We start from the raw sequence: 19,447 nt of genomic DNA, 5'->3' as shown, positions 1-19,447 counted from the left end.
TCATTTCCCTTCGGATAATCTTCCTGCTTTTCTCGCATTCCCACTGAAACACTACGCAAGAGTCACAAATTAATTGTGACTCAACACGCTAAAATTCAATAAGCATACTTGTATGGTAGTTGGCAGTGGCGTAGTTTTACATGCATTGAAGACTGTCGACCAATGTGTTGTAAGGGAATCCGAATGAAGATTGTAAAAGCAGAAGTTTTTGTCACTTGCCCTGGACGTAACTTTGTCACGCTAAAAATTACTACTGACGATGGACTCACCGGGCTGGGAGATGCCACGTTAAATGGCCGCGAGTTGTCTGTCGCCTCCTACCTCAAAGATCATGTCTGCCCGCAGTTAATTGGCCGTGATGCACATCGCATCGAAGATATCTGGCAGTTCTTCTATAAAGGCGCGTACTGGCGTCGTGGCCCTGTCACTATGTCGGCAATTTCGGCGGTCGACGTGGCGTTATGGGACATTAAAGCCAAAGCCGCCAACATGCCGCTATACCAATTGTTGGGTGGCGCATCCCGTGAAGGAGTGATGGTTTACTGCCACACCACCGGCCATTCCATCGACGAGGTACTGGACGACTACGCGCGTCACAAAGAGTTGGGTTTCAAAGCCATTCGCGTGCAGTGCGGTGTGCCCGGCATGAAAACGACCTACGGCATGGCAAAAGGAAAAGGGCAGGCTTACGAACCAGCAACCAAAGGCGACTGGCCGGAAGAACAGCTGTGGTCCACTGAAAAATACCTCGATTTCACACCGAAGCTTTTCGAAGCGGTGCGCAATAAATTTGGTTTTAACGAACATCTGCTGCATGACATGCACCACCGTCTGACGCCAATCGAAGCTGCGCGCTTTGGTAAGAGCATCGAAGAACACCGCTTGTTCTGGATGGAGGACCCGACACCTGCTGAAAACCAGGAATGCTTCCGTTTAATTCGTCAACACACCGTTACGCCGATCGCAGTGGGCGAAGTATTTAACAGCATCTGGGACTGTAAACAACTTATCGAAGAACAGCTTATCGATTACATCCGCACCACCATCACTCACGCGGGCGGCATCAGTGGGATGCGCCGAATTGCCGACTTTGCTTCGCTTTACCAGGTGCGCACCGGTTCGCATGGGCCTTCTGACCTTTCGCCAATTTGCCACGCTGCGGCGCTGCACTTTGACTTGTGGGTACCGAACTTCGGCGTGCAGGAATACATGGGTTACTCCGAACAAATGCTCGAAGTGTTCCCACACAACTGGACGTTCGACAACGGCTACATGCACCCGGGTGAAAAACCGGGCATCGGGATTGAGTTCGACGAAAAACTGGCCGCGAAATACCCCTACGAACCTGCTTACTTGCCGGTCGCACGCCTTGAAGATGGCACCTTGTGGAACTGGTAACAGGAGAGAAAACTATGAAAAGCGTAACCATACAGCAGCCTGAAAAATTGGTCATTGAAGAACGTCCCGTTCCACAACCACAACCGGGAGAAGTGCGTATTCGTGTGAGCAGCGCCGGTATTTGTGGTTCCGATGTGCATATTTATCGTGGCCATAACCCGTTTGCTAAATACCCACGCGTCATTGGACATGAGTTTTTCGGCCACATAGATGCGGTGGGTGAAGGAGTTGAGTCTTCACGCATTGGCGAGCGCGTGGTTGGCGACCCGGTGGTGAGTTGCGGTCATTGCTATCCGTGTTTAGTCGGGCGGCCAAATGTTTGCGCTGAACTTCAGGTGGTTGGCGTACATCGCGATGGCGGGTTTAGCGAATATGTCACTTTGCCTGCCCACAATGCGCATCGGGTGCCAGACAGTATTCCCGATAACGAAGCCACCATGGTCGAGCCGTTTACCATTGCGGCAAACATTTGTAGCCAGATGAATCCTGGCCCGCTGGATACGGCGCTTGTCTATGGCGCAGGCCCAATGGGGTTAACCTCGATTCAGGCACTGCGCGGTGTTTACGGCGTGAAAGAAATCATTGTTGCTGATCGTATTGATGAACGCCTGGATATGGCGAAAGCCAATGGTGCTGACCGGGTCATCAACAACACTCATATTGAGTTGAAAACCGAACTCGAAAAACTGGGCATTCGCCCGACGCTTATCATTGACGCTGCCTGTCATCCTTCGATTTTGCCGGAAGCTATCGGCATTGCCTCGCCTGCGGCACGTATTGGCATTATGGGATTCTCTTCTGATCCCTGTGTTCTGAGCCAGCAGGCCATCACTAGCAAAGAACTGACTATTTATAGTTCGCGCCTTAACAGTAATCGATTCCCAATGGTCATTAACTGGATGACTGAGCGGAAGATCCAACCGGAGAAACTCATCACCCACCAGTACGCCTACACACAGGTGCTTGATGCAATGGAACTCTTCGAGAAAGACCAAAAGCAATGCTGCAAGGTCCTATTGAAATTCTAAGCAACAACCTCTGAACCCGAATATTTGCTGTACCTACAACGACAAATTGCAGAGAACAGAAAAATGAATACAAAAATAGAGCTAAATAATAGTCAGCCTGAAAGAAGTACATCCGATTTAGTTAAAGCCGCGGTTTCCGGTTGGCTGGGAACCGCGCTGGAATTCATGGATTTCCAGTTGTACTCCCTTGGGGCGGCACTGGTTTTCCACGAAATCTTCTTCCCGGAACAATCTGCCGCTATGGCACTTATCCTGGCGATGGGGACTTATGGAGCCGGTTACATCGCCCGTATAGCGGGGGCTTTCTTCTTTGGCCGCATGGGGGACACCATTGGTCGTAAGAGAGTGTTGTTTATTACCATCACCATGATGGGGATCTGTACCACCTTAATTGGCGTGTTACCGACCTACGCGCAAATTGGTATCTTTGCGCCGATGTTACTGGTGTTGCTGCGTATTATTCAGGGATTGGGTGCGGGTGCCGAAATATCCGGTGCCGGAACCATGCTTGCTGAATATGCGCCAAAAGGTAAGCGCGGCATTATTTCTTCGCTGGTGGCGATGGGGACTAACTGCGGCACATTATCAGCGACCGCTATCTGGGCCATCATGTTCTTCTTCCTGTCAAAAGAAGAGTTGTTGGCCTGGGGCTGGCGTGTGCCGTTCCTCGCAAGTGTAGTGGTGATGATTTTTGCCATCTGGCTGCGTATGAACCTCAAAGAAAGCCCGGTATTTGAGAAAGTAAATGACGAAGCAGGGAACACTGCGGCGGCAAAACAAGCCGCGGATAAAACCCATTCGTTGGGTGCGATGTTCACCAGTAAATCATTCTGGCTGGCTACAGGGCTGCGCTTTGGTCAGGCGGGTAACTCAGGGCTGATTCAAACCTTCCTCGCCGGTTACCTCGTTCAGACACTGCTGTTTGAGAAAAGTGTACCGACCGATGCCCTGATGATTAGCTCCGTGATTGGCTTCTTTACCATTCCATTCCTCGGCTGGCTGTCCGATAAAATAGGGCGTCGTGTTCCTTATATTATCGTCAGTATCTCCTCGATTATTCTCGCGTATCCAATGCTGTCGATGATTATGGATAAGAGCAACGAGGTGAATGTGATTATGGCCTCGATCATCATTATTCATAACGTGGCGGTACTGGGGTTGTTTGCTCTGGAAAATATCACAATGGCAGAAATGTTTGGTTCGCGTAATCGCTTTACCCGAATGGCAATATCTAAAGAGGCGGGTGGTCTGGTAGCCGTCGGCTTTGGCCCGGTGCTGGCGGGTATTTTCGTCAACATGACCGATTCCTGGTGGCCGATTGTAGTGATGATGATTGCTTACTCTGTCGTTGGTTTGATTTCAGCAATGCTGATGCCGGAAGTCAGAGACCGCGACCTCAGCGTACTGGAAGATGCCGCTGAAACGCCAAAATCACAGCGCGCGGTAAAAGGCCTGCATGTGTGAAAGCGCAAACTATGAGTTGTTATACAGCTTTGAATTTCGTGTCATACCAAATGGCTAAAGTTTAATTCAAATCAAAATGCAGACTACCATAGCAGGTAGTCTGTAGCTGTCCCCAAGTTACTACACAGCGAGTTGTAAAAATGGAAAACAAACTCTTATCTGCAAAAGCTATTCTCCCGAAATATGACCGTAGCAAACTGGTATCACGCATCGTTCATCTGGGTTTTGGTGCGTTCCATCGCGCACATCAGGCAGTTTATGCCGACATCCTGGCTAATGAACATGGTAGCGACTGGGGTTACTGCGAAGTCAATTTGATTGGTGGCGAGCAGCAAATTGCTGATTTGAAGCAGCAGGACAACCTTTATAGCGTGGCAGAAATGTCTGCCGACGCCTGGCATTGCCGCGTAGTGGGTGTGGTGAAAGACGCCATTCATGCGCAGGTTGATGGTCTGGAAGCGGTATTTAGTGCACTGACCCAACCTGAAGTGGCCATTGTTTCCCTGACCGTGACTGAAAAAGGCTATTGCCACACTCCAGCTACCGGCACCATCCTGCTGGACCACCCGTTAATCGCCCATGATCTTGCTAATCCACAGCAGCCAAAATCTGCGCCAGGTGTGATTGTTGAAGCGCTGGCGCGCCGTAAAGCTGCGGGTCTGCCAGCATTTAGCGTGATGTCTTGTGACAACATGCCTGAAAACGGTCATGTCACCCGTAACGTTATTACTGCCTATGCGCAGGCGTTGAACCCGGAACTGGCGGCGTGGATTCAAGCGAATGTGACATTCCCATCCACCATGGTTGACCGCATTGTGCCAGCGGTTACGGCTGAAACGCTGGAACAAGTGGCACAAGCGACCGGCGTTGCTGATCCTGCGGCTGTGGCTTGCGAACCTTTCCGTCAGTGGGTCATCGAAGATAACTTCGTTGCTGGCCGTCCTGAATGGGAAAAAGCAGGCGCGGAACTCGTAAAAGACGTTCTGCCATACGAAGAAATGAAACTTCGCATGCTCAACGGCAGCCACTCCTTCCTGGCTTACCTGGGTTACCTGGCGGGTTATCAGCATATTTCTGAATGTATGCAGGATGAAAACTACCGTCGGACTGCTAAGGCATTAATGCTGCAACAACAAGCACCTACCTTAACCGTGCAGGGTGTTGATCTGGCAAAATATGCGGATTCATTAATTGCCCGTTACACCAACCCGGCACTGCGTCACCGTACCTGGCAAATTGCCATGGACGGTAGCCAGAAGCTGCCACAACGTTGGTTAGACTCCATTCGTTGGCATCTGGCAAACGGTAGTCAGTTTGATCTGTTGGCCCTGGGTGTTGCAGGTTGGATGCGTTATGTTGGCGGTGTTGATGAGCAGGGTAATCCAATTGAAGTGAGCGACCCATTACTGCCGGCGATTCAGCAAGCGGTGGCGTCAAGCAAAGAAGGGGAAACCCGTGTTAAAGCTCTTCTGGGGCTGAAAACTATCTTTGGTGAGGATCTGCCAGCTAACGAGAAATTCGTTCAGCGAGTCACTGAGAGTTATTTGGCGTTACGTGAAAACGGTGCGAAAGCGACAGTAGCTAAGTTCTAAATATTGCGTACTAGTCTCGCCCGGTGACGGGCGAGACTTCAATCATTCTTCTTCAAACATTACTCTTCACTAAACCAGTCACGCTTCTCTTTACGAATCAATAATATCGACTGGCTAATCTCATGCAGATGGCGGTACATCGCCTGATCCACACCGTCTTCATCATGGCGTTTTAAGGCGTCGAAAATATCGTAATGTTGTGCGAGCAGCATCTCTGGTGGCGAAACGTGATCAAGGCTCATATAACGCACCCGGTCCATCGTCGCTTTGATGTTTTCGACCGTGTCCCAGGCCAGGCTACAATCGGCAACCAGCGCCAGTTGCTGGTGAAATTCGTCATCTAACTGGAAAAAGTCGTCTAACTGGTTGCGGTCAATGGCGGTGCGTTGTTGGTTCAGCAATTGCTCGAGCATATAAAGGTGCTCGTCTGTCGCCATACTTGCCGCACGCTTCGCTACCGCACGCTCAATCGCTTCACGGATAAAGCAGCCGTTCTTAACATGGCTGACGGAAATCTTATTAACGTAAGTTCCACGCTGCGGGCGAATTTGCACCAGGCCAGTTTCCGCCAGTTTGATAAAGGCTTCACGAACCGGTTGGCGGGACACTTCAAAGCGGATTGCCACTTCTTTTTCAGACAGCGGCGTTCCTGGCGGAATCAGGCAACGCACAATATCGCGACGCAAAATGCGATAGATTTGTTGGTTAACGGGCTGAGTGGGGTTAAGCAATGTTGACGGTAGCATTAAATTTTTCTTTTTTTGGAAGAACCGTGCAAATTTAACATTTATTTGCACGGTCGCCCATACCCGAAATCCCTTCGAATATGGACAAGGTGATTAACCTTCGCGGTGAATGCTTAATCCAGCAAACGTCTGGCTAACCGGCATCATCTCAAGCGTATTGATGTTGACGTGTTTAGGCAGTGTCGCCACCCACCAAACCGCTTCGGTCACATCTTCAGGGGTTAAAGCGTTGGCGTTTTCATAGGTTTTCTCGACTTTGCCGTCATCACCTTTGAAACGTACATTGGAAAACTCAGTACCGCCGACCAAACCAGGCTCGATATCCGTCACGCGGATTGCCGTCTTATGCAGATCGGTACGTAAGTTCAGGCTGAACTGGCGCACAAATGCTTTCGTGGCCCCGTACACGTTGCCACCAGCATATGGCCAGTTAGCCGCGGTAGAACCGATATTAATAATATGACCGCGATCACGCTCGACCATGCCAGGCAGCACGGCGCGCGTCATATACACGAGGCCTTTGTTGTTGGTATCAATCATCGTTTCCCAGTCATCCGGGTCCGCTTTATGAGCTGGTTCCATACCCAGCGCCAGGCCCGCATTATTCACCAGCACATCGATGTTGCGCCAGGCCGCCGGTAACTGTTCCATCGCCACTTCGATAGCCGCACGGTTACGCACATCAAGTTGCAGCGTAATGATGCTTTCACCCAGCTCATCTTTGAGCTCTTGCAGACGTTCCTGACGGCGTCCAGTAGCAATGACTTTATGACCCTGTTGTACGAAACGACGAGTAATACTCTCACCAAATCCGGAAGTTGCACCGGTCACCAAAATAATCATCTCACTGTTCCTCAAAGGTTTTTGTTTGGTAATACCTTAGCATGCTAAGGCAGTTAGTGATAATTCAACTTTGTGCTAAAAACGACGTTGCAAGGGCCTGCACGCTGCTGGTGCAGCGGTATCTGCCGTGTGCAACTTTCTGGTGCATGAGACCCCGCGGATTTTTGCATCCTCAACTAATAATACCAAAAGGCAACCGATTGCGACCAAAAGCAACCGATTGCCCTCTCTAAAGTTGCTTAAATGTTGCGCAGCAAAGGAAAATGTATTCTAAGCTACTGTTATAAAAAAGATTAAAGACAAACCTCAATGTGGCATCAACATTGCAATCATTAACTCATTCTTCACAAAACCATTACAGGCATAGCGATGACAGTTAATTACACGCAGGCGTTACGCGGCCAGTTCTTCGATATAACCCAAACCGGGACTCGTCCTGACGAGTTGCTGGCGAATGCGCGTCACCATGATGATGCGTTGTTATTTATTGATGGCGGTACGGTGGTGGCTTTGTTGCCATGGGAAGAAGGGCGCATGCATTTGCGTAGCGAAAGTGATTATCTCGATTATCGCGGCAAATTAATCATTCCCGGCTTTGTTGATACCCACCTGCATTATCCGCAAACAGAAATGATAGGCGCTTATGGCGAACAGTTACTCGAATGGCTACAAACTTACACTTTCCCGGTTGAGAGCCAATATCAGGACAGTTCGTACGCCGCGAAAATGTCAGCATTTTTCCTTGGCCAACTGTTGAGCAACGGTACCACCACCGCATTGGTTTTTGGCACGGTGCATCCGCAGTCGGTGGAAGCGCTTTTCAGCGCGGCAGAACATCTTTCCATGCGCATCATTGCGGGCAAAGTGATGATGGATCGCAACGCACCGGAATATCTTACCGAAACACCGGCGCAAAGTTATCAGCAAACGCGTGAGTTGATTCAGCGCTGGCATAAAAAAGGGCGCCTGAACTATGCGCTGACGCCGCGTTTTGCGCCGACATCTTCACCTGAATTACTCAAAGTGGTGCAGACACTGCGCGAAGAATTTCCCGATACCTGGCTGCATACCCATTTAAGTGAAAACAGTGCCGAAGTGGAATGGGTGAAAAACCTGTGGCCCGACGCTGAAAGCTATCTTGGCGTTTATCACCAGTACCAACTCACCGGAAAACGCAGCGTGTTTGCTCACGCCATCCATTTGCAAGAGTGTGAATGGGATTGCCTGCACCGCACTGAATCGGCCATCGCCTTTTGCCCAACCTCAAATCTGTTTCTCGGCAGCGGGCTGTTTAACCTCAAACAGTGCCATGAGCGGGGGATCCGCATGGGGATTGGCACCGACGTTGGCGCAGGCACCACCTTTAACATGCTACAAACCCTGGCCGAAGCATACAAAGTTGCCCAACTGCAAGGATACCGTCTGTGCGCTAGCGAAGCGTTTTATCACGCTACATTGGGAGGTGCACACGCGCTGGATCTGGATGATAAAATCGGCAACTTCCTGCCCGGTAAAGAGGCGGATTTTGTGGTGCTGGACTTAGCCGTAACGCCATTGCAGAAACTGCGCTACGCCAACAGTCGGGATATTTATGAAAAGTTGTTCGTGCTGATGACGCTCGGCGATGACCGTAACATCTGGCACACCTGGGTAAACGGTAAATGCGTCTGGCAACGTGGCACGCTGGAGGTCGCGGCATGATTCAATTTTTGCTCAATCAAACCTTAAAGACCCTTGATAACGTTGACCCGAATACCACGGTGCTGAACTGGCTGCGCGGCAGTGAACAGCGCTGTGGCAGCAAAGAAGGGTGCGCATCGGGTGATTGCGGGGCGTGTACGGTGGTGCTTGGCCAGGTTGAGGGCGAGAAAATGCGCTATGACAGCGCCAATAGCTGCATCACGCTGGTCAGCCAGCTTGATGGCAAACAGTTGCTGACCGTGGAGGATTTAGCAGACGGCAGCAAATTGCATCCGGTGCAGCAGGCGATGGCCGATTGCCACGCTTCGCAATGTGGTTTTTGTACCCCAGGTTTTGTGATGTCGGGATTCGCACTGCAAAAAGCGCATAGCCCGACTGACCGTCATGAGATAGAAAAACAACTCGCCGGAAACCTGTGCCGTTGTACGGGTTATCGGCCAATTATTCAGGCGATGCAGCAAAGTTGCGGTACGCGTACTGACCAGTTTACTCGCACTGAGATGCAAACTGTCGCACGCTTAAAGTCGCTGCAACAATCGCAGGTCGCCGAGCTTAGTAAATCCAACCGCTGCCTGTTGCCAAAGACCGTTGAGCAACTGGCATCGCTGTACCAGCAAAATCCGCAGGCTCGCTTGCTGGCTGGTGGTACCGATCTGGTGCTGACTATCACCCAGCAATTTCAGACACTGCCATTGATTATTGCACTCAATCAGGTGGATGAACTCAAAACGGTTTCCATCACCGACAGCCAAATTCGCATTGGGGCGATGGCAACATTGCAGGCGTGTCAGGAGGTTTTACAGCCAGCGATCCCAGCGTTTTCGCAGATGCTCGACCGCTTTGCCTCGCCGCAAATTCGCCATCACGCCACGCTTGCCGGAAATCTGGCAAACGCTTCGCCGATTGGCGATGGTGCGCCAATGCTGCTGGCGCTCGGTGCGCAACTGGAATTGCGCTGCGGTAACGAACTGCGCACGTTGCCGCTCGATGAATTCTTCCTCAGTTATCGCAAAACAGCTTTGCAACCTGGGGAATTTATCACTGCGGTGATTATTGAGCGGGCGGCAGTCTCCCCGACGTTTGCCGCATGGAAAATATCCAAACGGATGGATGACGATATTTCGACAGTCTTTGGCGCATTCAACCTGCATTTTTCCGCCGGAAAAGTGCAGAGCGCTCGGCTGGCTTTCGGTGGCATGGCTGCGGTTCCGGCGCGCGCAAAAAGGGCTGAAAACGCGCTGACAGGTTTGCCGCTCAACTCGCAATCACTGGCTCAGGCGTGTGCCGCGCTGGCCGAAGATTTCCAGCCGTTAAGTGATTTCCGTGGCAGCGGAGTCTATCGCCTGAAACTCGCGCAAAATCTGCTACGACGCCTGGTGCTACAACACGCCGAAACGGCTTACGCACTGGAGGTACAACATTATGTCAACTAATCCTGTGCGCCTGTCAGAACAGTCATTGATCGAGCAGTTTTCTCGCAAATTGCACGGTGGCGCAGGCGAAAGCCGCAAACATGAAAGCGCAGATAAACACGTCAGCGGCAAAGCGGAATACATTGATGACAAACTGACTTTGCCCGGCATGTTGCACTTATGCCCGGTTCTCAGCCAACACGCCCACGCGCGCATCCTCGATATTGATACTCGCGAATGTTACGCCATTCCCGGTGTAGTCCGCGTTTTTAGCTGGCAGGATGTTCCCGGCGAACTGGATATTGGTCCGTTAGCGCCAGGCGACCCGCTATTTGCCCGCGACAAAGTTGAGTATCACGGCCAGGTTGTCCTCACGGTAGCCGCCGATACCCCAGAAGCCGCGCGTGCAGGCGCGCAAAAGATCGCTATCGAATATGACGTGCTTGAAGCGGTGCTGGATGTTGAAGAGGCATTACGTCGCGAACACTATGTTCAGGAACCGCACGTTCATCAACGCGGTGATGCTGATGCTGCGCTGGCAAGCGCTGCGCACCGCATTCAGGGGCAATTTCATATCGGTGGCCAGGAGCACTTTTATCTCGAAGGACAGATTGCGGTGGTACAGCCTGGGGAAGATGGCTGTGTGATGGTCTGGTCGTCAACCCAGCATCCGACAGAAGTGCAAAAGCTGGTGGCTTCAGTGCTTGGCGTCACGATGAACAAAGTCACAGTAGATATGCGCCGCATGGGCGGTGGGTTTGGCGGCAAAGAAACCCAGGCGGCGGGTATTGCCTGCCACGCCGCGCTGGTAGCGGTATTAACTGCCCGCCCGGTAAAAATGCGTCTTGCACGCCGTGACGACATGCGTATTACCGGCAAACGGCATCCGTTTTTTGTGCGCTATGACGTGGGTTTCACTGATTCTGGCATGTTGCACGGAGTGGTTATCGATCTGGCGGCTAACTGCGGATATTCGCTGGATCTGTCAGGATCGATCTGCGATCGCGCTATGTTCCACGCCGACAACGCTTATTACCTCGGTGATGCGCGCGTGACTGGCTACCGTTGCCGCACCAATCTGGCATCGAATACCGCCTACCGTGGATTTGGCGGGCCGCAAGGTATGGTTGCCATCGAACAGATTATGGACCACATCGCACGGGAGCTTGGCCTTGATCCGCTGGAAGTGCGTAAGCGTAACTACTATGGCGACACTGAACGCAATGTGACGCACTACCATCAAACGGTCGAACACAACATCATGACGGAAATTACCCGTCAGCTCGAGGCCAGCGCAGATTACGCAAAGCGCCGCACAGAAATCACGGATTTTAACCGCAGCAACCCAATACTCAAACGCGGTCTGGCGCTGACGCCGGTAAAATTCGGCATCTCTTTTACTTCCAGTTTCCTCAACCAGGCTGGGGCATTGCTGCTGATTTACACCGATGGCACGGTGCAGCTCAACCACGGCGGCACAGAAATGGGCCAGGGGCTAAACACCAAAGTGGCGCAGGTGGTAGCGGAGGTGTTGCAAATCCCCGTCGAACAGATCCAGGTCACCGCAACCAACACCGGAAAAGTGCCGAATACCTCACCGACGGCGGCTTCATCGGGTGCCGATCTCAACGGTAAAGCGGCGGAAATTGCCGCACTGACTATTAAAGAGCGGCTGGTAGAAATGCTCTGTCGTTTACACGGTTGCGAAACCGAACAAGTGGAGTTTCGTAATGGCGTGGTGAAAGTCCCTGGGCGGCATTTTAGCTTTAGTGAAATCGCCAGTCTTGCCTGGCTGAACCAGGTCCCGCTGTCTGCCACCGGGTTCTACAAAGTACCGGGGATTCATTACGACCGTGCCGCCGGTCGTGGGCAGCCATTCTATTACTTCTCCTGGGGGGCGGCTTGTTCGGAAGTGATTATCGACACGCTGACCGGAGAGTACCGTCTGTTGCGTACCGACATTCTGCATGACGTTGGCAATTCGCTGAACCCGGCACTCGACATCGGGCAAATCGAAGGTGGTTTTGTGCAAGGGGCAGGCTGGCTGACTTGCGAAGAGTTGGTCTGGGATGACAAAGGACGGTTGCTGACCGACAGCCCGATGAGCTACAAAATACCGGCGATAAGCGATGCGCCAGCCGACTTACGGGTTAAGTTGCTGGAGAATTATGCCAACCCTCAGCACACTGTTTATCGTTCAAAAGCCGTCGGTGAACCGCCGTTTATGCTGGGAATATCCGTGTGGTGCGCCTTACAGGACGCCGTGGCAAGTGTCACTGATTACCTGAAACACCCAATGCTGGATGCGCCCGCCACGCCAGAACGCGTATTTTGGGGTTGTCAGGAGGCGCCATGAACGACGATGAATGGATCGCTATTTTGATGCAGTTGCGCGAGCGGCGCGAACCTTGCGTGTTGTTGACTGTGCTGGCTGATAAAGGCTCGGTGCCGCGAAACTGTGGCACCAAAATGATTGTGGGCCGTGAACAGACGTTTCTGACTATCGGTGGCGGGCATCTGGAATATCAATCTATCGCCATGGCACGAGCGATGCTGGAGAAGCAAAGCACGATGCTGCATACCGAGCATTTTAATCTGGGCGCCAGGCTTGGGCAGTGTTGTGGCGGCATGACCACGGTGCTGTTTGAACCGTTGATTCAGGCACAACCGCAGATCACGGTATTTGGCGCAGGCCACGTCGGGCAGGCGCTGGTGGCGCTGTTATCAACGTTACCCTGTCACATTATCTGGGTTGATGAGCGCGCCGATTTATTTTCTGACGCCCCGCAAGGGGTGAAAACCGTTCACGCAGAAGACCCGCTGGATGCAGTTCACGCCGCACCTGCGCAGAGTTATTTTATCGTCATGACCCACAGCCATCCGCGGGATCTGGAGTTGACCGAAGCGATACTGAAGCGCGGCGATTACCGTTATCTCGGGTTAATTGGCTCGCAGACTAAACGCCAGCGCTTTGAGTATCGGCTGGCGGGAAAAGGCATCACGGCGGAACAACTCAGTACCTTACGTTGCCCGGTGGGGCTGCCGGACGTGAAAGGTAAACTGCCAGCCGAAATTGCTGTAGCCATCACCGCCGAAATAATTGCTGTGTATCAGGCGGCGAGTTGAGCCTGGCGGATGACGCTCACGCTTATCCGCCCTACAATCACTTAACTTTCTTCGTAGGGTGGAAAAGCGTGAGCGTCTTCCACCTTCCTGCAGGACTTATTTCAGGAGTTCAGGATGCTGTCAGTTAATCCGTTTTACCGCATCAGTTTATTGCCGTATCAAGCCCCTCACTTTGATGACATCAAAGACAGTCACTATAGTCCTGCTTTTGACGAAGCGAAACGAATTAAGCGTGAAGAAATTGCGGCGATTGCCAACGAAACAGCGGCTCCAACGTTTGAAAATACCTATCTGGCGCTGGAAAAAACCGGCCACATGCTGGCGCGCGTTACTCAGGTTTTCTTTGCCATGACCGCGGCAAATACCAATGATTATCTGCAACAGCTCGATGAAGAATTTGCCGCAGAGCTGGCCGAATTAGCCGATGAAATGCGCCTCAATAGTGCACTGTTTTCGCGTTTAAACAGTGTGTACCAACGCCGCAATACGCTGGGGCTTGATGACGAATCCCTGCGTCTGGTTGAAGTGGTCTGGCAGAGTTTTACCCTGGCGGGAGCCACCCTCAGCGACGATAAAAAAGCGCGCCTGAAAGTGCTGAATAAAGAAGCCGCACAGTTGAACAGCCAGTTTAATAATCGTCTGCACGCCGCTAATAAAGCGGCGGGGCTGGTGATTGATGACGTACAGCAACTTGATGGATTAACTCCGGCAGAAATTGCTGCTGCCGCGCAACAGGCCAGTGCTAAAGGGCTGGAGGGGAAATACGTCATTCCTTTACTCAATTTCACCCAACAGCCCGCGCTGCAATCGCTGCGTGACAGACAAACGCGTGAAAAGCTGTTTAATGCTGGTTGGCAACGCACACAACATAACGATAGCAATGATACCAGGGCGATTGTGGCGCGCCTTGCAACCCTGCGCGCTGAACAGGCGCAACTGCTGGGTTTTGAAAGCTACGCGGCGTGGAAAATTGCCGACCAAATGGCAGAAACACCACAGGCAGCACTGCAATTTATGCGTGATATCGTGCCTGCGGCGACTGCCCGCGCGCAACGGGAACTGGCCGACATCCAGCAAGTTATCGATGCCCGGCAGGGCGGCTTTAAAGCAGAAGTCTGGGATTGGGCATTTTATGCCGAGCAAGTTCGACATGCGCAATACGACCTTGATGAAGCACAAATCAAACCTTATTTTGAACTCAACAACGTGCTAACCAATGGCGTCTTTTGGGCGGCGAGCCAGCTTTTCGGCCTGAAGTTTGTCGAACGTTTCGATATTCCGGTTTATCACGATGATGTACGCGTGTGGGAAATCTTCGATAACGACGGGCGTGGCATGGCGCTGTTCTATGGTGACTTTTTTGCCCGTGACAGCAAAGGCGGCGGGGCGTGGATGGGCAACTTTGTGGAACAATCCACGTTGTTGGAAAATGACCCGGTAATTTACAACGTCTGTAACTACAACAAACCTGCCAGCGGCGAAGCGGCACTGATTTCCTGGGATGATGTTGTGACATTGTTCCATGAGTTTGGCCATACCTTGCACGGGCTGTTTGCCACCCAGCGTTATGCAACACTTTCCGGTACCAATACGCCACGCGACTTTGTCGAGTTTCCATCGCAAATCAATGAACACTGGGCGCGCCAGCCGCAGGTTTTCGCCAACTATGCGCGCCATTATCAAACCAACGAACCGATGCCTGAGGCGCTGAAAGATAAATTATTCCGTGCCGCGCAATTCAATAAAGGCTACGACATGACGGAGTTACTCGCTGCCGCGTTGCTGGATATGAACTGGCACAGCTTGCCTGCGGGCAGTGAAATCGATGATGTCGCATGGTTTGAAACTCAGGCACTCGAAAAGGAACGGATTAATCTGGCTACGGTGTCACCACGTTATCGCAGCAGCTATTTTGCTCATATCTTTGGCGGGGGTTACGCCGCAGGTTATTACGCCTATATCTGGACGCAAATGCTGGCGGACGACGGTTATCAGTGGTTTGTCGAACAAGGCGGGCTGAGCGCGCAAAATGGCCAGCGTTTCCGCGATGCGATTTTGGCACAGGGCAACAGTCGCGAACTTAAAACCTTATACAGCGACTGGCGGGGACACGCGCCATATAGCGAACCGATGCTGAAAAACCGGGGGTTACAGGGTTAATACCTGGCGGGCAAATTATTCAGCGCTTTGAGAATGCCGTCTTCAATTTGCACGTAGTCACCTTGTTTTAACTGCGCAAGGATCTTCATCACCGAGCTACGAGACAAGTGCGTCCGGTCCATAATGTATTTGGCGGCGGACGTCTTGTCTCTGAGGCTTTCGGGTTCACGCATTAAGCCAAATAACTGGAAGCGCACAATTTCGTAGGCCGTCGGCGCAGTCAGTCTGACCTGAAGAAGGTAAATATTACTGGCAACTTTAGTCACGTGTTTCGCCATTAACTCCCAAAGATTGAGATCATCGACCAGTTTATGTGCATGTTCGGTGGTTATCGTTGCTATCTCGCACTCACTGAGTGTTTCAAGAAACAGTCCCGCTCCCGTTTTAGACAATAAATTAGTGATTCCGGCAATATTGGGCGTTGGCAGCAAGCTGAGCACAATTTCATCGATGTCGCGGCGAATGTGTACTAACCCCGATCGGATGAGATAACACATGTCGACGCCTTTCGCGGAGTAGTACAGGCGACGGCGCGCCGGTACTTTCACATACGTGACATGGGGGCTGAGTTTTTCCACTAAATCGAGGGTGGCCTGAGAGCTCAGCAACTGTGTGTTTTGTTCTGCATTGTCACGGGGTTTCATAGCGACCAGCTTGGGTTAGCGCGGAATAGGGCGCGGTTTGCCTTCGGTATCGACTGCCACATAAATGAATATGGCTTCTGTTGCTTTATAACGCTGACCAATAGGTTCAGATGAGACTTTTTTAACCCACACTTCCACGTTAATGGTAATGGAGCTGGTTCCGCTTTTTACACATTTGGCGTAGCAACACACCACGTCACCCACCGCGACCGGCTTGAGGAATGTCATCCCATCCACGCGAACCGTCACTACGCGACCTTTGGCGATTTCTTTGGCCAGAATTGCGCCACCCATATCCATTTGTGCCATCAACCAACCACCAAAGATATCGCCGTTGGCGTTAGTGTCTGCAGGCATTGCCATCGTACGTAATACCAATTCCCCTGAAGGAGTGTCTTGCTGAGTCATTTGTCTTCCTGAAAATTACTAAGGGTCAGTTACTATGTATCTTGCTATAGTTTAATAGCATCAGACAATTCAGTCACGAAGTAGCATTATTGACTTAAAGGCTTTGTTTTAAGACTGGCAAAATCGCGGTTTAATTGATACTACACAGTGGACAACATGAAGAAATTCGCACTTATTGCTCTTAGTCTTCTCACGCTATCCAGCCAGCCCAGTTTTGCGGGAAGCAAAACGCTGGTGGAATACGGCGTTGTTCAAAATAGCCAAATTATCACCACCCAGACTCATTCCAGACCATTGCGTACCATTGCCGCAGGTGCTGCAGGTGCCGCTATTGGTAACCAGTTTGGTGGTGGTTCCGGGAAAACGATTATGACCGCCACGGGGGCGGTTGCCGGGGTAGAAGCCTCACGCCACCGTCAAAGCCAGCAGCAGAACCCTCAACAGGTGAATTTGCAGATCAAGACTAATGGCGGGCAAATAATCCAGGTGGTACAGGATTATAACGGCAGCACCACCTTTAAACCTGGAGATAAGGTTCGCATCATGACTTCGGGTTCGAATACCACCGTGGATAAATCGGTGTAATTGTTCATTGCCAGAAATGAAAAAGCACACTTTTAAAGGTGTGCTTTTTTTTTGCCTTAAAGCTTGAGAATTACTTCTCTTCTTGCGGCATATGCTTGTAGATATACACGCCGCTGAGCAGAGTAAACACCAGTGTGGCAGCTGTCAGTCCAAACACTTTAAAGTTGACCCACACGCTTTGTGGCAGCCAAAAAGCTACATAAATGTTCAGCGCACCGCAGGCGATAAAGAACAGTGCCCAGGCGATGTTCAGCCGCGACCATACCGTTTCTGGCAGCGAGATTTCTTTACCCAACATACGTTGAATCAACGGTTTGCCCATGAAGAACTGGCTAATCAGCAACGCGGCAGCAAACAACCCGTAAATCACCGTCACTTTCCATTTGATAAATTCATCGTTATGGAAGAATAGCGTCAGGCCGCCGAATACTGCCACCATCAGGAAGGTTATCAGCGCCATTTTTTCCAGCTTGCGGAATTTGTACCAGCTGTACACCAGTGCAAAACCGGTGGCGACAATCAGCGCACCGGAAGCCACGTAGATATCGTACATTTTGTAGAATGCGAAGAAGACAATCAGGGGCAGGAAGTCGAGAAACTGCTTCATAATCTGTTCCGTAAAATGACTCCTGAGCGCCATGCTCAGGAGCAGGTGAAAGTTATTGGCGAACCAGCATATACAAACGGAATAAATAGATGAGCAACACCGCAGAAATAAGGTTGCTGATCGTATTTGCAATCACCGCGCCAACCGACGGTGAGAGCGCCGCAAATGAAGACGCGAGCATCAAAAGAGCAGTTTTCGCCAGTAACCAGCTAATCACCGCAGGTGCGACCAGACGCATATTTGCCCAGGCAAGACGCATGCTGCTGCGCAGTGACTGGAAAACACCCGCTTTATCCTGAACAACCATAACCGGTGCAAATGAAAGCAGAATCGCTAACAGCACACCCGGAACCACAATCAGCATAATGCCAATTTGCACCAGGAAAGTGGTCAGGAACATCAGAATAAAGATTTTTGGTAACACAGGCGCCGATGTGCCAATGGCGCGAAGGGCACTCACACGTTGTCCGGCACTGACCATCTGGATGAGTACAAGCACGCTACCTGCGAGGATAGCATTGCCGATCAGACCAGAAAATGTCGAAGCCGCAGAGGCTTTGAGTAGCACTTGCTGTTGCTCAGGCGTCATGTTCTGCACAAGGTCAAACAGCCCAACGCTATTGGCTAAATTATCTCCCTCACTAAGGATAGACATTTGCTCGTCGCTGGGTGAAAAGGCGTGACCGATCACAACCGAAATAAAAGCACAAAGCAACGCGATCAGTAAGACAGTAACAAACTGATTGCGTAGAAAATTCCCCGTGTCACGGTACACAGAACCCGCCGTGATAGACATGCACTCTCCTTGATGTTGCTCGGTTAAAAATCAGCGGCCAATTGTACCCTGGTTGAAGGGATGTGGCACCGACAAGATGTAAGCCTTGAGTAAGTTACTGTCAGTAAGAAAAATTGATCTGGAGTGGGTAAGTGGCATTTTAAGCAATATGCGGAAAAATTAATCCAGATCATTAAATGTTAAATTGGCCAGTGAAGTGTGATCGATGCTAGATCACTTTGTACTCATTAATGAGTATATTCAGCCCGCTGTTAAAACCATAACAAGGAGAGGGCTATGAAAAAACTGTCTGTGGCGTTACTCGCATTAACCTGTTTGTCAGGTGAAGCGCTGGCACATCAACAAGGTGAATTCTTCATGCGCGCCGGTTCTGCAACCGTGCGTCCAACGGAGGGTTCGGACAATGTGCTGGGAATGGGCGGGTTTAGCGTCAGCAACAATACCCAACTGGGACTGACATTTGATTACATGGTGACGGATAACATCGGTATCGAACTACTGGCCGCCACTCCATTTCGTCATCACGTTGGCTTAGGGCCAACGGGCGACATCGCAACCGTGAGCCAATTGCCGCCAACACTGATGGCGCAGTGGTACTTTGGTAATGCGCAAAGTAAAGTTCGCCCGTATGTCGGCGTGGGTATTAACTACACCACTTTCTTTGATGCTGATTTTAACCAGACCGGCAAAGATGCAGGCTTATCGGATTTGAGCGTTAAAGATTCGTGGGGTGTGGCAGGCCAGGTGGGGCTGGATTACATGATCAATGAAAACTGGCTGCTGAACATGTCGGTTTGGTACATGGATATCGACACTGAAGTGAAGTTTAAAGCCGGTGGCGAGCAGCAGAACATCAATACGCGTATCGATCCGTGGGTGTTTATGTTCTCGGCGGGTTATCGTTTCTAATGTTATTGAGATAACAAAGGCCGGAATT

17 protein-coding genes are annotated in these 19,447 nt (G+C 51.2%); 11 read left to right on the top strand and 6 right to left on the bottom strand.

The features are described from left to right. The first annotated feature begins 183 nt into the window (after positions 1 to 183). The 4 genes from rspA to D8682_RS03870 all read left to right on the top strand — a co-directional run bounded on the left by rspA (position 184) and on the right by D8682_RS03870 (position 5,482). On the top strand, positions 184 to 1,398 hold the full coding sequence (rspA, locus tag D8682_RS03885; RefSeq protein WP_064546305.1) for a starvation-sensing protein RspA: 1,215 nt from the start codon (positions 184 to 186) through the stop codon (positions 1,396 to 1,398). A gap of 14 nt (positions 1,399 to 1,412) precedes the next feature. Next, positions 1,413 to 2,426, top strand: a complete 1,014-nt coding sequence (locus D8682_RS03880) for a Zn-dependent oxidoreductase (protein WP_064546307.1) — start codon at positions 1,413 to 1,415, stop codon at positions 2,424 to 2,426. A 63-nt stretch (positions 2,427 to 2,489) separates the two neighbouring features. Further along, positions 2,490 to 3,890 (top strand): MFS transporter, encoded by a 1,401-nt coding sequence (locus tag D8682_RS03875; RefSeq protein WP_121813575.1) that lies wholly within the window; start codon positions 2,490 to 2,492, stop codon positions 3,888 to 3,890. Between the two features lie 140 nt (positions 3,891 to 4,030). After that, positions 4,031 to 5,482 (top strand): mannitol dehydrogenase family protein, encoded by a 1,452-nt coding sequence (locus D8682_RS03870; RefSeq protein ID WP_121813574.1) that lies wholly within the window; start codon positions 4,031 to 4,033, stop codon positions 5,480 to 5,482. Between the two features lie 59 nt (positions 5,483 to 5,541). On the opposite strand, the gene D8682_RS03865 is transcribed toward D8682_RS03870, so the two are convergent. Together D8682_RS03865 and ydfG are read right to left on the bottom strand one after the other, a co-directional pair. Then, positions 5,542 to 6,228, bottom strand: coding sequence for a GntR family transcriptional regulator (locus D8682_RS03865; RefSeq protein WP_064546313.1), 687 nt, complete (start codon positions 6,226 to 6,228; stop codon positions 5,542 to 5,544). Positions 6,229 to 6,321: 93 nt separating this feature from the next. Next, on the bottom strand, positions 6,322 to 7,071 hold the full coding sequence (gene ydfG / locus D8682_RS03860) for a bifunctional NADP-dependent 3-hydroxy acid dehydrogenase/3-hydroxypropionate dehydrogenase YdfG (protein WP_064546315.1): 750 nt from the start codon (positions 7,069 to 7,071) through the stop codon (positions 6,322 to 6,324). 369 nt (positions 7,072 to 7,440) lie between these two features. On the opposite strand from ydfG, the gene guaD reads away from it, so the two are divergent. From guaD to dcp, 5 genes are all read left to right on the top strand, one after another. Continuing rightward, positions 7,441 to 8,772: a guanine deaminase gene (gene guaD / locus D8682_RS03855; protein ID WP_121813573.1), complete on the top strand. Its 1,332-nt coding sequence runs from the start codon at positions 7,441 to 7,443 to the stop codon at positions 8,770 to 8,772. Then, positions 8,769 to 10,205, top strand: a complete 1,437-nt coding sequence (xdhA, locus tag D8682_RS03850; RefSeq protein WP_121813572.1) for a xanthine dehydrogenase small subunit — start codon at positions 8,769 to 8,771, stop codon at positions 10,203 to 10,205. The genes guaD and xdhA overlap by 4 nt, the downstream gene beginning before the upstream one ends. Further along, the gene (gene xdhB / locus D8682_RS03845) at positions 10,195 to 12,540 is read left to right on the top strand and encodes a xanthine dehydrogenase molybdopterin binding subunit (protein ID WP_121813571.1); all 2,346 of its coding nucleotides are present in this window, start codon (positions 10,195 to 10,197) and stop codon (positions 12,538 to 12,540) included. The genes xdhA and xdhB overlap by 11 nt, the downstream gene beginning before the upstream one ends. After that, positions 12,537 to 13,310, top strand: coding sequence for a xanthine dehydrogenase accessory protein XdhC (gene xdhC / locus D8682_RS03840; RefSeq protein ID WP_121813570.1), 774 nt, complete (start codon positions 12,537 to 12,539; stop codon positions 13,308 to 13,310). Before xdhB ends, xdhC begins: the two co-directional genes overlap by 4 nt. A 114-nt stretch (positions 13,311 to 13,424) precedes the next feature. Continuing rightward, entirely contained in the window at positions 13,425 to 15,470 is a 2,046-nt protein-coding gene (gene dcp / locus D8682_RS03835; protein WP_121813569.1) for a peptidyl-dipeptidase Dcp, read from the top strand. On the opposite strand, the gene D8682_RS03830 is transcribed toward dcp, so the two are convergent. Together D8682_RS03830 and yciA are read right to left on the bottom strand one after the other, a co-directional pair. Then, on the bottom strand, positions 15,467 to 16,114 hold the full coding sequence (locus D8682_RS03830) for a winged helix-turn-helix transcriptional regulator (protein WP_083963367.1): 648 nt from the start codon (positions 16,112 to 16,114) through the stop codon (positions 15,467 to 15,469). The genes dcp and D8682_RS03830 overlap by 4 nt on opposite strands. A 15-nt stretch (positions 16,115 to 16,129) precedes the next feature. Then, entirely contained in the window at positions 16,130 to 16,522 is a 393-nt protein-coding gene (yciA, locus tag D8682_RS03825; protein WP_121813568.1) for an acyl-CoA thioester hydrolase YciA, read from the bottom strand. A gap of 156 nt (positions 16,523 to 16,678) precedes the next feature. Between yciA and D8682_RS03820 the strand changes: the two genes are divergently transcribed. Further along, positions 16,679 to 17,107, top strand: coding sequence for a hypothetical protein (locus D8682_RS03820; RefSeq protein WP_064546328.1), 429 nt, complete (start codon positions 16,679 to 16,681; stop codon positions 17,105 to 17,107). 70 nt (positions 17,108 to 17,177) lie between these two features. Here D8682_RS03820 and D8682_RS03815 read toward each other — a convergent pair whose 3' ends face one another. Together D8682_RS03815 and D8682_RS03810 are read right to left on the bottom strand one after the other, a co-directional pair. Then, positions 17,178 to 17,714 (bottom strand): septation protein A, encoded by a 537-nt coding sequence (locus tag D8682_RS03815; RefSeq protein WP_064546329.1) that lies wholly within the window; start codon positions 17,712 to 17,714, stop codon positions 17,178 to 17,180. A gap of 52 nt (positions 17,715 to 17,766) precedes the next feature. Beyond that, positions 17,767 to 18,510, bottom strand: a complete 744-nt coding sequence (locus tag D8682_RS03810; RefSeq protein ID WP_064546330.1) for a YciC family protein — start codon at positions 18,508 to 18,510, stop codon at positions 17,767 to 17,769. A 276-nt stretch (positions 18,511 to 18,786) separates the two neighbouring features. On the opposite strand from D8682_RS03810, the gene ompW reads away from it, so the two are divergent. After that, positions 18,787 to 19,419, top strand: coding sequence for an outer membrane protein OmpW (gene ompW / locus D8682_RS03805; protein WP_064546332.1), 633 nt, complete (start codon positions 18,787 to 18,789; stop codon positions 19,417 to 19,419). Positions 19,420 to 19,447: the final 28 nt, after the last annotated feature.

Origin of the sequence: Buttiauxella sp. 3AFRM03 (assembly GCF_003675305.1) — a bacterium.
In the GTDB taxonomy this organism is placed as follows: Bacteria; Pseudomonadota; Gammaproteobacteria; order Enterobacterales; family Enterobacteriaceae; genus Buttiauxella; species Buttiauxella ferragutiae.
The sequence above is the reverse complement of the archived record's forward strand: the minus strand, read 5'-3'. Positions and strand labels throughout refer to the sequence as shown.